Raw genomic sequence first — 12,296 nt, 5'->3', positions numbered from 1 at the left:
GTCAGGCGGGCTCCAGCTCTGCGGCCAAGTCGCTGTCGAGGGCGAAGGCGGCCTTGAACAAGGCGCGGGTGTAGGCGGTCTGCGGCTCGGAAAAGATCGTCTCGGCGGGGCCTTCCTCGACCACCCGGCCGTTCTGCATCACCATCACGTAGTTGGCGAGCGCCCGGACCACCTTCAGGTCGTGGCTGATGAACAGGTAGGCCAGCCCGCGCTCCCGCTGGAGGTCGCGCAGCAGCGTCACGATCTGCGCCTGGACCGAGCGGTCGAGCGCCGAGGTCGGCTCGTCGAGCACGACGAAGCGCGGGTTCAGCACGATGGCCCGGGCGATGGCGATGCGCTGGCGCTGGCCGCCCGAGAATTCGTGCGGGTAGCGGTCCATGGCGGCCGGATCGAGCCCGACATCGGCGAGCGCCTTCGCGACCACGGCCCGGCGCTCGGCCCGGGAACGCACGGCGCCCTGCACCACCAGCCCCTCGGCCACGATATCGGCCACCGACATGCGCGGCGAGAGCGAGCCGTAGGGATCCTGGAAGACCACCTGCATGTCCTTCCGCAGCGGCCGCATCTGCGCCACCGTAAAACCGTCGATCGCCCGGCCCAGGAACACGATCGGCCCCTCGGAGGCCGTCAGCCGCAGCAGGGCGAGGCCGAGCGTCGTCTTGCCCGAGCCGGATTCGCCCACGACCCCCACGGTCTCCCCGGCGCGGACCCTGAGCGAGACCCCGTCCACGGCCTTCACGTGGCCGACGATCCGCCGGAGCAGGCCGGCCTTCAGGGGGAACCAGACCTTGAGCGGACCGGCTTCGAGGAGCGGCGCGGCGTCGGGCGGGACCGGATTGGCGCGGCCCTTCGGCTCGGAGGCGATCAGGCGGCGTGTGTATTCGTGCTGCGGATTGGCGAAGACCGCTTTGGTCGCGCCGGCCTCCACGATCTTGCCCTTGAGCATCACGCAGACCCGGTCGGCGATCCGCTCGACGATGCCGAGATCGTGGGTGATGAACAGCATCGCCATGCCGAGCCGCTTCTGCAGATCGGCGAGCAGCGCCAGGATCTGCGCCTGGACGGTGACGTCGAGCGCCGTGGTCGGCTCGTCGGCGACGAGCAGGTCCGGCTCGCAGGCCAGCGCCATGGCGATCATCACCCGCTGGCGCTGGCCGCCGGAGAGCTCGTGCGGGTAGGCGCCCATGCGGCTCTCCGCGTCGCGCAGGCCCACGAGATCGAGGAGTTCGAGGATCCGGCGCTTGGCCGCCTTGCCGGTCAGCCCGCGATGGAGACCCAGCACCTCGCCGATCTGCCGCTCGATCGTGTGAAGCGGGTTGAGCGAGGTCATGGGTTCCTGGAACACCATGGTGATGTCGGCGCCGCGCACGTCGCGCATGGCGCGCTCAGGCAGGCCCACGAGGTCGCGGCCCTTGAACAGGATCCGCCCGTCCTGGCGCGCCGCCCCGTCGAGGAGTCGCAGGATGGCGAGCGCCGTCACCGATTTCCCGGAGCCCGATTCGCCGACCAGCGCCACGGTCTCCCCGCGCCGGATGGTGAAGCCGATACGATCGACCGCGCGAGTCTCGCCCTCCCGCGAGCGGAAGGTGACGGACAGATCCTCGACGGCGAGGAGCGGCTGGGTTTCATCCGACGTCATGCGGCCCTTATAGCGCGCCGGGCCGGCGGCCATAGTCTATCCTGCAGCCACGAAGGTCCGCCCGGCTCCGGGGACCGCAGGGGAGATCGCGATGACGGCCGGTGCCCACGCTTTCGCTGCCCGGATCTGGCGGGCGCTCGACGGGCCGTCCGGCGCCCTGGATGCTCTGCGTGTCACAGGGACGGGCGCCCTGCCCTCCGCCTTCGCGGTGAGCGACCTCGCGGCCGGTTCGGTCGGGGCCGCCGCACTGGCGCTGGCTGAAGTCGCGGGGTGGACGGGTCCCGTCACCGTGGACCGGCGGCTCGCGTCGTTCTGGTTCGCGACATCGCTGCGGCCCGAGGGCTGGCGCGTGCCGGATCCCTGGGACCCGGTTGCGGGCGATTACGAGACCCGGGACGGATGGATCCGCCTTCACACCAACGCGCCGCATCACCGGGCGGCGGCCGAGCGCGTGCTCGGCCCGCAGGTCGATCGCGCCGGCATGGCGCGCGCCGTGTCGGGCTGGACCAAAGCCGAGCTGGAGGAAGCGATCCTGGCCGCGGGCGGCTGCGCGGCCGAGATGCGCGGGCTCGCCGAATGGGCGGTGCATCCGCAGGGACGTGCGGTGGCGGCCGAGCCGCCGGTCCAGGTCGATCCGAGCGGCGACCGGTCGGGATCGCAATCTGAATCCCTTTGGGCACCCCGGCCCGGGCGACCGCTCGCCGGCCTGCGCGTGCTCGACCTGACGCGGGTGATCGCCGGGCCGGTGGCGACGCGCTTCCTCGCGGCCTTCGGGGCGGATGTGCTGCGGATCGACCCGCCCGACTGGAACGAGGCCGCCATCGAGCCGGAGATGACCCTCGGCAAGACCTGCGCCCGGCTCGACCTGCGCCGCGACGCCGACCGGGCGACCTTCGAGCGGCTTCTCGCCGCGGCGGACGTGCTGGTCCACGGCTATCGGCCCGGGGCGCTGGACGGGCTCGGATACGGCGCGCAGGCCCGGCGCGCCCTGGCGCCCGGCCTCGTCGAGGTCTGCCTCGACGCCTATGGCTGGACCGGACCCTGGGCCGGACGGCGCGGCTTCGACAGCCTCGTGCAGATGAGCACCGGCATCGCGCAGGCGGGTCAGGACTGGCGGCAGGCCGAAAAGCCGGTGCCGCTGCCCGTCCAGGCCCTCGACCACGCCACCGGCTACATGATGGCGGCGGCGGTCCTGCGGCTGCTGGCGCGCCGGCTCGCGGACGGAGCCGGCGGCGGCGCGCGGCTCTCCCTCGCGCGCACGGCGGCGCTGCTGGTCGAGGCCGGTCCCCCGGAGCCCGAGCCCCCCTGCCCGGCCGGCGTGCCGGAGGATCTCGCCCCCGAGATCGAGGCGACGTCGTGGGGACCGGCCCGGCGGCTGCGGCCGCCGGTGGCGATGGTCGGCATCCCGATGCGCTGGTCGCGGGCGGCGCGCTGCCTCGGGGACGACGCGCCGGAATGGGCGGCGGACGGTGCGGCGACGTGACGGTGCCGCTGCGCGGCGCTTTTCGTGCTGGGTCCCGGGACGCATTCTGCTGGCGCTGCATGCGCCCGGGAAGGGGGCCGTCTTATCCGGAACCAGCCCATTCGCGGACAGGTGGAGCGTCAGAGGAACCTGATCCGGGACCCGGCACAAGAACAAATCGCGCCAGCAGCCCGACTGGACCACCTGTCCGAGCCTCGTGCGGCAACCGGGATCAATGGATCCGCAACCGAAGATCGCTACAACGCCGGTGTGAACAGCTCACGCCTGCGCCGTGCCGCGCTCCTCACCCTCCTGCTCGTCGCGGCGCGTCCGGCCATGGCCGTCCCGTCCGAGGGGGCGACCGAGACCGTGGAACAGGCCCTCTGCCGCCTGATCGATGCGTCCGCCAAGGCCCGAAACCTGCCCATTCCGTTCCTGACGCGCCTGATCTGGCGCGAGAGCAGTTTTCGCGTCGGCGTCGTGAGCCCCGCGGGCGCGCAGGGCGTCGCGCAGTTCATGCCCGGGACCGCCCGGGAGCGCGGGCTCCTCGACCCGTTCGACCCCGAGCAGGCGATCCCGCACGCCGCCCATCTGCTGGCGGACCTGAAGAACCAGTTCGGCAATCTCGGCCTCGCGGCGGCGGCCTATAACGGCGGCGCGGGGCGGGTGAGCAAGTGGCTCGCGGGCGATGGCGGCCTGCCCGAGGAGACCCGCGCCTACGTGGCCGCCATCACGGGCGTCCCCGCCGAGGATTGGCGCACCGGCCCCGCCAAGTCGATCGAGTACCCGGAGGGCGGCGCGCCCGCGAAGCCGGACGCGAAGGACGGCAAGGAAAAAGAGGCCAAGGGGGAAACCAAGGGGGAAACCAAGGGGGAGACCAAGCCGGCGCCGCCGCAGACCTGCCTTCAGGTCACCGCCAGCCTGCGCATCCCGTCCCGCGGCGACCGCTTCGCCCTGGGACCGAACGAGGGCCCGGCCGCGCCCTGGGGCATCCAGCTCGCCGGCAATTTCTCCAAGTCGCTGGCGCTCCAGAGCTTCAACCGGGCGCGCAGCGCCTATGCGGGGGTGATCGGCGAGGTGCGGCCGATGATCATCGGGACGCGCCTGCGCAACCGCGGCACCCGGGCCTTCTACCGGATCCGCATCCCGGCCCAGAGCCGGCAGGCCGCCGACGACCTGTGCGGCCGCATCCGGAAGGTCGGCGGTGCCTGCATCGTGCTGCGGACCTGATTTTTCGCGCTCTGCCGCGCCGCCGTCATCAATCCGCCCCGAGAACGGTGCCGTATGCGCCGATCGCGACAACCGGACGGGATATGACACGACTCCTCACCGCGCTGGCGAGCCTCCTCTGCCTCGGGCTCGCCGCTTTCGGCTTCAGCGCGGCCTCGCCGCTGGCCCTGTTCGACGCGATCGGCCCGCGCGATCCCGGCGGGCGCCTCGCCGCGAAGGACGAGCCCTTCGGCGAGGGCTCCCGGCGGCGCCTCGACGTCTACGTTCCCACGGCGGGCGCCGAGAACGCCCCGGTGCTGGTGTTCTTCTACGGCGGGTCCTGGCAGAGCGGCGCGAAGGACGATTACGCCTTCGTCGGCCACGCGCTCGCCGCGCAGGGCTTCGTCACCGTGCTGCCGGATTACCGGCTCTACCCGGAGACGGCGTTCCCGGGCTTCCTCGAAGACGGGGCGGCGGCGCTCGCCTGGGTGCGCGACAACATCGCGGCTTATGGCGGCGACCCGCGCCGGATCGTGCTGGCCGGCCATTCCGCCGGCGCCTACAACGCCGTGATGCTCGCCCTCGACCCGCGCTACGTGACGGCGGCCGGCGTCGATCCCAAGGTGATCAAGGCGGTGGCCGGCCTGTCCGGCCCCTACGACTTCCTGCCGCTCGATCAGGATACGACGATCAAGGTGTTCGGCAAGGCGCCCGATCAGGCGGCGACCCAGCCGGGGCGCTTCGTGGGTCCGCTTTCGCCCCCCGCCTTCCTGGCGACCGGCGATGCCGACACGGTGGTGAAGCCCCGGCACACGGTGAGCCTCGCCGCAAGGCTGCGCGCCGAGCACGTGCCGGTGCAGGAGCGGATCTATCCGGGCCTCGACCACAAGGACACGCTGCTCGCCCTGTCGGTGACCTTCCGCTCCAAGGCGCCGGAACTCGCCGAGATGGCGTCCTTCCTGATGCGCCAATCGGCCGGCCGCTCGCAGTACACGATGCGGCGCTGAGGCAAGCAGCCCTTCGTCAAGGTTATCGCGCGATCGCTGGGCGCAACTTTTGATTTGCCGTCGCCCGGAGCACAGGCGCAGCTAAGATGAGGATGCGGCTGACCACGCGGCTCACGACGGGAGCGAGGAGCGTCCAACCCAATCCCCTCATCCTGAGGTGCCGGAGCGCAGCGGAGGCCTCGAAGGAGACCTCCAGCAACCACTGCGATCCCTTGAGCCCTCCTTCGAGGCCCGCTGACGCGGTCACCTCAGGATGAGGGGAATGGGTGGGATCACCCGGGCGCTCTGCCGGAACCGCGCGGGTCGCAGGCTCGGCGGTGGAACACGACATGGCTTCTGCGGACGCGGCGATCGGCATCCCGGCTGACGGACGGCAGCGCGGCCTCGCGGGCCGCGACGTGCCGGATGCGGTGCGCGTGCTCCTCAACGGGGCGGTCTTCGTCCTGCTCTGGAACCATGTCTGGCTGAAGGACCTGTCCGACCGGTCGATCCTGGCGGCCTCCGAGGACGGGAGCCTGCTGACCCAGGTGCTGTTCCTCGCCGCCGGCACCGCCATGGCGCTGGCGATCCGCCGGATCGGAATCCGGCACCTCCAGCCGCTGATGACCCGGCCGCTCCTGCTCTGCGCCGTCTGGCTCGGCCTGACGACGCTGCTCTCGATCGAGCCGAGCCTGTCGCTGCGCCGGCTGGCGCTGTTCGGGATCGCCGCGATGCTCTCGGCGGGGGTGCTGATCGTCGCCCGCTCCCCGCGGCAGCTGGCGCTGAGCCTCGCCGGGGCGGCCCTGGTGATCGTGCTCTCCTCCTATCTGGCGGTCGCCTTCGTGCCGAGTCTCGCCATCCACTCGGCCTTCGACGTCAATTCCGACCCGAGTCATCCGGGCCTCTGGCGCGGGATTTTTCCGCAGAAGAACGAGGCCGGGGCCGCCATGGTGATCCTGGTGATCGTGGGCCTCTACGTCGCCACCGCCGCCAGCCGGGTGCTCGGCTGGGCGATCGTGCTCCTGGCGGCGGGGTTCCTGCTGGCGAGCGGCTCCAAGACCGCGATCCTGCTGCTGCCGGTGATCCTCGCCGTGACGGGCCTCTGCCAGGTGCTGAAAGGTGGGTTCGCCCGCGGCCTGCTGCTCCTCGGTCCGGTGGCCGGGTTCTCGCTGATCTCCATCGGCTCCGTGCTGGTGCCGCCGATCCAGGAGGCTGTCGGGGCGCTGCTGACCGACGCGACCTTCACGGGCCGCAGCGAGATCTGGCAATTCGCCATCGACAACATCCTGATCCGCCCCTGGCGCGGCTGGGGGATCGGCGCCTTCTGGATGACCGAGCGGACCATGTATGCCGGCTCGGAGGAACTGACCTGGGTCAACACCGTTGACCACGCCCACAACGCCTATCTCGACACGGCGCTGATCGGCGGCCTGCCGTTCCTCGTGCTGACCGTGGTGGCCTTCGTGCTGGCGCCGGTGCGCGACCTGCAGCGCGTGGCCGGCGGCGGCCGGCTCGACGCGGAGACGATGCTGTTCCTGCGCCTCTGGTTCCTCGGGCTGGTCTCGGCCTCGTTCGAGACGGTGCTGTGGAACGGCAACAACGCCACCTGCTGCATGTTCATGATGGCGGTGTTCGGCCTGCGCCTGCGGACGCGCTACGCCCTCGCTGCGGATTGAGGGGGAGCCGGCGCCCGTGTGTAACCCGCCGTCATCGCAGATGCGGCGAAGCGCGACGGCTGCAGCCCTGTCTCGACCCGTTCCACCGCCCTTGCTCGGTCGGTCAGGTCACGGGCGCCGTCTCCCGTGCGAGCCAATCGATGACCGCCTTCAACGCCACGCCCTCGCTGGCACCGCCGTCCAGGGCGCCGGTGTAGGCCGCGAGCTGGCCTGCTGCACTGGAGCCTTTTCGCGCGATCACCTTGGCGTGCGCCACCTGCGCCGTGCAGCCCAAAGCGGACGCGTCCTCGGCGATCAGGTCGAGCAATGCGTCCAGGGCGTCGGTTACGGGAACGGCGCGCTCGGTCGCCTCATCGATCAGCGAAGCGGCCGTGCCGTCGCGCTCGGCCCGCCACAGGTTCTCCATCACGAACCCCCGTGAGGCGCCGGTCAGGCCGGCATGGATGTCCGGCCGCCGGTCGAGCAGGCGGACGAGGCAGCGGTAGAGCTGGGCGACGGTCAGGGTGTCGTCGAGCCGCGTGCAGCTGTCGGCGACGCGCAGCTCCAGGGTCGGGTATCGGATCGAGGGGCGGATGTGCCACCAGAAGTACGTCGGATCGGGCACGGCGCCGGCCGCGGTCATGACCCGGACATACCGGCCGTAATCGCCGTCGTCATTGAACAGCTCCGGGAGGCCGGTGCGCGGCAACTCGGCGTAGGCCCGCAACCGGTAGCCGTGGAGGCCTGTGCGACGGCGATCGTAGAACGGCGAGGACGTCGAGAGGGCGAGCAGCAGCGGCAGGAACGGGTAGATCCGCCGCATGATGTCGACCCGTTTCTCGGGATGCGGCACCTCGACATGCACGTGCATGCCGGCGACCACGGAGCGACGCCCGGTGATCTGAAGGTCGTCCATCATGCCGCGATAGCGCGGTTTGTCCGTCTCCTTCTGGATCGACCAGACGGCGGTGGGGTGCGTGCCGGCGGCGAACAGCTTGAGACCGTGCGCGCGGGCGGTCGCCTGGAGCTTGTCGCGCAGATCGCCGAGCGCCGCCCGTGCCGCGTCGACGCTTTCCGTCGGCTTCGAGCAGATCTCCACCTCATTCTCGAGGAGTTCCCGCTCCACCGAACCCAGGCGTTTGGCCGCGTCGTGAAACCCCTGGATCGACATGCGCGGCGCGCTCCGCGAGCGGGCGCTGGCCAGGAAGAACTCTTCTTCGATGCCGAACTTGAAGTCGTGTCCCGACCGCTGCGCCATCGTGTGGTTCCAATCCCTGGACGTGCGGCCGCCAGCCACGCGCGCCTCGGACCGGCACCGCTGCGAAAGCCAGATCGACCGTCACCATGCGCGATCCGGGCCAACTTGTTAGGCGGCGATCCGCGGACCTCAACGGGAATGCCGCAATCGACTCCGCGGTCTGAATCTCTCAGGCGGGGCAAAGGCGGATTTGCATCGCCGGCGATCCGGCTCAGATGCCGCTCACCTCCGGCGGTACCGGCCGCGGGCGGCGGTCCTCGCCGATCGCCACGAAGGTGAAGGTCGCCTCCGTCACCTTCATGGTCGCCTCGCTCGCCCGCTCGCGCCGCCAGACCTCGACCTGGATGCGCAGGGACGAGCGGCCGACCTTCACGAGCCACGCGTAGAGACTGACCTCGTCGCCGACGAAGACTGGGTGGTGGAAGGTGATGGCGTCGACCGCGATGGTGGCGCAGCGCCCCCGCGCCCGCCGGGCCGCGACGTTGCCGGCGGCGAGATCCATCTGCGCCATCAGCCAGCCGCCGAAGATGTCGCCGGCCGGGTTGGTGTCGGCCGGCATCGCGATGGTGCGGATCACCGGCGGTCCGCGATCCGTCGGCTGGGAACCGGCAACCCCGCCTTCCGTGCTCTGCACGTCTGTCATCGTCCCGAAGAGCCCCCGCCACCGGCTGGAACCCTTCCCGTCAAGCTCGGCCACGGTCAATCGGGCAGCGTGAAGACCAGCAATGCGTCGCCGGTGCCGAAGCCCGATGCCTTCGTGTAGGACGCGCCGCCCGCGGCCACCGCCACGTACTGCTTGCCGTCCAGCGCGTACGTCATGGCCGGCCCGCTGATGCCGGCGCCGCATTGGAAGCGCCAGAGCACCCGGCCGTCGCTTGCATCGTGGGCGTCGAGATGGCCGTCCGCCTCGCCGGAGAAGACGAGCCCGCCCGCGGTCGCCAGCGTGCCGCCGGAGAGCCGGCTCGCCGCGCGGACCGACCAGGCGATCCTGCCGCCTCCGTCGAGATCGACCGCGGTGAGCGTGCTGAAGGCGGGCTCGCCCTTCGCCTCGCTGGTCTCGGTGTAGCGGATCTCCGGCCGGCCCGCGGCGGCCGGCACGGTCTTCACCGTGTAGGTCGTGGCCCCGTGGCGGACCTGGACGTAGGCGAGGTGCCCGTCATAGGCGGTGGGCGGCCACGACACCGCACCGAGGGGGCCGGGCGCGACCACCGTGCCCTGCGGCGTCGGCGGGGAAAACAGATTCTTCTGGTCGAGGAGCGGCGCCGAGCGTTCGAGGAGTTTTCCCGTCGCGCGGTCGTGGACGTAGATCCAGCCGGTCTTGCTCGCCGAGGCCACCGCCTTGGCGCCGCCCGGCATGTCGAGCAGGAAGGGCGGCGCGGCGACGTCGTAGCCCCACTCGTCATGCGGCACCTGCTGATAAAACCAGCGCAGCGCGCCGGTCTTCACGTCCAGCGCCACGAGGCTCATCGTGTAGAGGTTGTCGCCCGGCCGCGAGAGGCCGAAATTCTGCGGCGCCGGGTTGCCGGTGCCGAGGAAGATCAGGCCGAGATCCGCGTCGTAGGCCGGCGTCATCCAGAGCGACCCGCCGCCGACCCGCCACGCGCCGCGATTGGCGGGTGCGGCCGCCTTCTCGGCGGCGATGTCCCGGTGGAGCGGCGTGCCGTCGGCGGTCTTTTCGACAAAACCGCCCTCCCAGCCCTCCGACGGCGTGACGTACCAGCGCCAGCGCTCGGCGCCGGTCTTCGCGTCGTAGGCCGCGAGCCAGCCGCGCCTTCCGTAGCCGCCCTCGATCCCGACCACCGCGCCGCCGTCGAGGCCGCCATGCGCGTCCGCGATATGGAGGCCGTAGCCCGCACCGGTGACGCCGACGATCACCAGCCCGTCCGCCACCAGCGGCGGCATCTTGAAGCCGAGCCGGCTCGATCCCTGCACCGGCTTGCCGCCGAGCGTCGCCGCCAGTCCCGAGGCGGTCTCGGTCTCGCCCTCCTCCGGGCGGACCGCCTCCCTGTCCCAGACGATCCGACCGGTCTTGGCGTCGAGCGCGATCAGGCGCCCATCCATGGTCGCCTCGAAGACGAGGCCGCCGGACACCGCGACCCCGCGATTCGAGGGCGGCCCGAAGATCTTTTCCGTGCGCGGCGTGTGCGTGTAGGTCCAGAGCGGCGTGCCGGTCTTCGCGTCGAGGGCCGCGACGTTGTTCTGCGTGGTGGAGAGGTAGAGCGTCCCGTCCACCATGACGGGCTGGGCCTGGAAGTAGCCGGTGATGCCGGTCTGGAACATCCAGGCGGGGCGCAGACGGGCGACGTTGCTACGGTCGATCTGGGTCAGCCCGGAAAAATTGCGGTTGCTGGGGTCGTGGCCGAAGGCCGGCCAGGGGGTTTCCGAGGCGAAGGCCGCGTACGGCGCCGCGATCAGCGCCAAGCAAGCGAAAGATCGTCTCGTTTCCTTACGGATGGCGTGAGACACGGCGTTTCATCTCCCTGGTTCGTGCGGCTGCTCGGTCTCGGGACCGATCAAAGTCCACGGCGGCGTCCGGTGTCTTGATACAGTTTGTATCTTATGGGATACCGTCGCGTGCCGCAGATCGTGACCACGGCGGAGTTCGAGCGATGGATCGATCATCTGCGCGACCGGGTCGGCCGAGCCAGGATCCTCCGGCGGATCGTCCGGTTTCAAGAGGGCAATCCGGGTCGGGTGGCACCTGTCGGCGGTGGGATCAGCGAGATGAAGATCGACACCGGTCCCGGCTACCGGCTCTATTTCGCCCGGCGCGCTGACGGCACGATCGTGATCCTGCTGTGCGGCGGAGGCAAGAGTACGCAGGCCCAGGACATCGCACGCGCCCGCGAACTCGCGCAGACGCTGTGAGGAGGTTGCACATGGCCGGATCCACCATCCAGACGCGGCCCTTCGATGTCGCGCGTCACCTTCGCTCGCCGAAGGATGCGGCTGCCTATCTGTCGGCAGCCCTGGAGGAGAACGACCCTGCCGCCTTCCGCAGGGCCCTCGGCGATGTGGCCCGGGCCCGAAGCATGGCGACGGTGGCCGAGGCGAGCGGCCTCGGCCGCGAGAGCCTCTACAAGGCCCTCTCCCCGGCCGGAAACCCGAGCTTCGATACCGTGCAGCGTGTGATGTCGGCGCTCGGCCTCACGCTGACCGTGATGCCGTCAGACGATGCAGCGGCCGAGCACGGCTGACCTCACGGCGACGGCCGCCCCGCCCCATCGAGCTGCCCCGGCGTCGCCTGCGCGCCCATCGCCCTTGCCATGTCGGCGGCGGTCTGGCCGGAGGCGTCGCGCCGGTCCGGGTCGGCCCCGTGCTGGAGCAGGAGCTCGACCATCTCGGTCCGGTCGAACATCGCGGCGGTCATCAGGGCGGTGCGGGTGCCGTTGCCGGTCCCGTCCACCGCGGCCCCGTGCTGGAGCAGCAGCCGCGCCATCGCGAGGTCGTTCTTGAAGGCCGCGCCGGCCAAAGGCGTCTGTCCGCGATCGTTGGCGAGTTCCGGGTCGCCGCCGGCTTCCAGGATCACCCGGGCCGCCTCGGCCTGACCGTTATAGGCGGCGAGCATGAGCAGGCTGTCGCCCTTGTCGTTGCGCAGGTTCGCCGGCAAACCCTGCCCGAACAGGTCGGCCAATTCCTCCGCGTGGCCCATCCGGGCGTACTGGAAGACCTTGGCGGCAAAGGCCAGGGTGTCGTCGTCGAGGGTGGGGGGCGCGTTCGTGTCTGAGGCCATCGGGTGCTCGTCTCAAAACCGGATCTGATCCGTGCCGATGCGGTACCGCGGTTGGGCGTTCGCGGGAACAGTTTTGGCGCGACGCTCGTTCCAGGCCCCTACCGATGCCGGAAGACCCGGCATCTCGGGAGTGTAACGATGCCCCGACCGTTCGAGCCCTATGCCGACGCGCTGCGCACCGCCCGCGAGATCGTGCGCGAGCAGGCGGGGGCCATCGTCGAATCGGCCGTTCAGGCGAATCCGCAGGCTTATGACGAGGCCTGCAACGTCCTCGTCGTCCGGATCGCGCAGGCGATCGTCGATGCCGGCGAGGTCGCCGCCTTGTATCGCCGGGACCACGAGGCCGCGTGAAGC

12 protein-coding genes are annotated in these 12,296 nt (G+C 71.0%); 7 read left to right on the top strand and 5 right to left on the bottom strand.

The window, feature by feature from the left end; all coding sequences use genetic code 11:
• Window position 1: 1 nt before the first annotated feature.
• The gene (locus FVE89_RS28805) at window positions 2–1,639 is read right to left on the bottom strand and encodes an ABC transporter ATP-binding protein (RefSeq protein WP_161393582.1); all 1,638 of its coding nucleotides are present in this window, start codon (window positions 1,637–1,639) and stop codon (window positions 2–4) included.
• A gap of 91 nt (window positions 1,640–1,730) precedes the next feature.
• Between FVE89_RS28805 and FVE89_RS28800 the strand changes: the two genes are divergently transcribed.
• The 4 genes from FVE89_RS28800 to FVE89_RS28785 all read left to right on the top strand — a co-directional run bounded on the left by FVE89_RS28800 (window position 1,731) and on the right by FVE89_RS28785 (window position 6,972).
• On the top strand, window positions 1,731–3,122 hold the full coding sequence (locus tag FVE89_RS28800) for a CoA transferase (RefSeq protein WP_161393581.1): 1,392 nt from the start codon (window positions 1,731–1,733) through the stop codon (window positions 3,120–3,122).
• A 315-nt stretch (window positions 3,123–3,437) separates the two neighbouring features.
• Window positions 3,438–4,331: a lytic transglycosylase domain-containing protein gene (locus tag FVE89_RS28795; protein WP_246731235.1), complete on the top strand. Its 894-nt coding sequence runs from the start codon at window positions 3,438–3,440 to the stop codon at window positions 4,329–4,331.
• A gap of 83 nt (window positions 4,332–4,414) precedes the next feature.
• Entirely contained in the window at window positions 4,415–5,317 is a 903-nt protein-coding gene (locus FVE89_RS28790; protein ID WP_161393580.1) for an alpha/beta hydrolase, read from the top strand.
• A 329-nt stretch (window positions 5,318–5,646) separates the two neighbouring features.
• A complete protein-coding gene (locus FVE89_RS28785; protein WP_161393579.1) occupies window positions 5,647–6,972 on the top strand; it encodes an O-antigen ligase in 1,326 nt (441 codons plus the stop codon).
• Window positions 6,973–7,075: 103 nt separating this feature from the next.
• Here FVE89_RS28785 and FVE89_RS28780 read toward each other — a convergent pair whose 3' ends face one another.
• The 3 genes from FVE89_RS28780 to FVE89_RS28770 all read right to left on the bottom strand — a co-directional run bounded on the left by FVE89_RS28780 (window position 7,076) and on the right by FVE89_RS28770 (window position 10,630).
• Window positions 7,076–8,209, bottom strand: a complete 1,134-nt coding sequence (locus FVE89_RS28780; protein ID WP_161393578.1) for a carboxylate-amine ligase — start codon at window positions 8,207–8,209, stop codon at window positions 7,076–7,078.
• A gap of 211 nt (window positions 8,210–8,420) precedes the next feature.
• Window positions 8,421–8,852, bottom strand: a complete 432-nt coding sequence (locus FVE89_RS28775) for an acyl-CoA thioesterase (RefSeq protein ID WP_161393577.1) — start codon at window positions 8,850–8,852, stop codon at window positions 8,421–8,423.
• A 56-nt stretch (window positions 8,853–8,908) separates the two neighbouring features.
• Window positions 8,909–10,630 (bottom strand): PQQ-binding-like beta-propeller repeat protein, encoded by a 1,722-nt coding sequence (locus tag FVE89_RS28770; RefSeq protein WP_202131157.1) that lies wholly within the window; start codon window positions 10,628–10,630, stop codon window positions 8,909–8,911.
• A gap of 153 nt (window positions 10,631–10,783) precedes the next feature.
• On the opposite strand from FVE89_RS28770, the gene FVE89_RS28765 reads away from it, so the two are divergent.
• Both FVE89_RS28765 and FVE89_RS28760 read left to right on the top strand, forming a co-directional pair.
• Window positions 10,784–11,077, top strand: coding sequence for a type II toxin-antitoxin system RelE/ParE family toxin (locus FVE89_RS28765; RefSeq protein ID WP_342389950.1), 294 nt, complete (start codon window positions 10,784–10,786; stop codon window positions 11,075–11,077).
• A gap of 11 nt (window positions 11,078–11,088) precedes the next feature.
• On the top strand, window positions 11,089–11,406 hold the full coding sequence (locus FVE89_RS28760) for an addiction module antidote protein (protein WP_161393574.1): 318 nt from the start codon (window positions 11,089–11,091) through the stop codon (window positions 11,404–11,406).
• Window positions 11,407–11,408: 2 nt separating this feature from the next.
• Here FVE89_RS28760 and FVE89_RS28755 read toward each other — a convergent pair whose 3' ends face one another.
• The gene (locus FVE89_RS28755; RefSeq protein ID WP_161393573.1) at window positions 11,409–11,942 is read right to left on the bottom strand and encodes an ankyrin repeat domain-containing protein; all 534 of its coding nucleotides are present in this window, start codon (window positions 11,940–11,942) and stop codon (window positions 11,409–11,411) included.
• A 138-nt stretch (window positions 11,943–12,080) separates the two neighbouring features.
• Here FVE89_RS28755 and FVE89_RS28750 point away from each other — a divergent pair, with 138 nt between their 5' ends.
• A complete protein-coding gene (locus FVE89_RS28750; RefSeq protein ID WP_161393572.1) occupies window positions 12,081–12,293 on the top strand; it encodes a hypothetical protein in 213 nt (70 codons plus the stop codon).
• The last annotated feature ends 3 nt before the right edge of the window (window positions 12,294–12,296 follow it).

This window comes from Methylobacterium sp. 2A (assembly GCF_009806555.1).
In the GTDB taxonomy this organism is placed as follows: Bacteria; Pseudomonadota; Alphaproteobacteria; order Rhizobiales; family Beijerinckiaceae; genus Methylobacterium.
Note: the sequence above shows the minus strand (reverse complement) of the source record. Positions and strands in the feature narration are given on the sequence as shown.

Excerpts from the sequence above, each read along its gene's own strand:
- FVE89_RS28795 (WP_246731235.1), top strand. The coding sequence starts at position 3,438 with ATGGCCGTCCCGTCCGAGGGGGCGACCGAGACCGTGGAACAGGCCCTC.
- FVE89_RS28785 (WP_161393579.1), top strand. The coding sequence starts at position 5,647 with ATGGCTTCTGCGGACGCGGCGATCGGCATCCCGGCTGACGGACGGCAG.
- FVE89_RS28750 (WP_161393572.1), top strand. The coding sequence starts at position 12,081 with ATGCCCCGACCGTTCGAGCCCTATGCCGACGCGCTGCGCACCGCCCGC.
- FVE89_RS28780 (WP_161393578.1), bottom strand. The coding sequence starts at position 8,209 with ATGGCGCAGCGGTCGGGACACGACTTCAAGTTCGGCATCGAAGAAGAG.
- FVE89_RS28800 (WP_161393581.1), top strand. The coding sequence starts at position 1,731 with ATGACGGCCGGTGCCCACGCTTTCGCTGCCCGGATCTGGCGGGCGCTC.
- FVE89_RS28790 (WP_161393580.1), top strand. The coding sequence starts at position 4,415 with ATGACACGACTCCTCACCGCGCTGGCGAGCCTCCTCTGCCTCGGGCTC.
- FVE89_RS28805 (WP_161393582.1), bottom strand. The coding sequence starts at position 1,639 with ATGACGTCGGATGAAACCCAGCCGCTCCTCGCCGTCGAGGATCTGTCC.
- FVE89_RS28775 (WP_161393577.1), bottom strand. The coding sequence starts at position 8,852 with ATGACAGACGTGCAGAGCACGGAAGGCGGGGTTGCCGGTTCCCAGCCG.
- FVE89_RS28760 (WP_161393574.1), top strand. The coding sequence starts at position 11,089 with ATGGCCGGATCCACCATCCAGACGCGGCCCTTCGATGTCGCGCGTCAC.
- FVE89_RS28755 (WP_161393573.1), bottom strand. The coding sequence starts at position 11,942 with ATGGCCTCAGACACGAACGCGCCCCCCACCCTCGACGACGACACCCTG.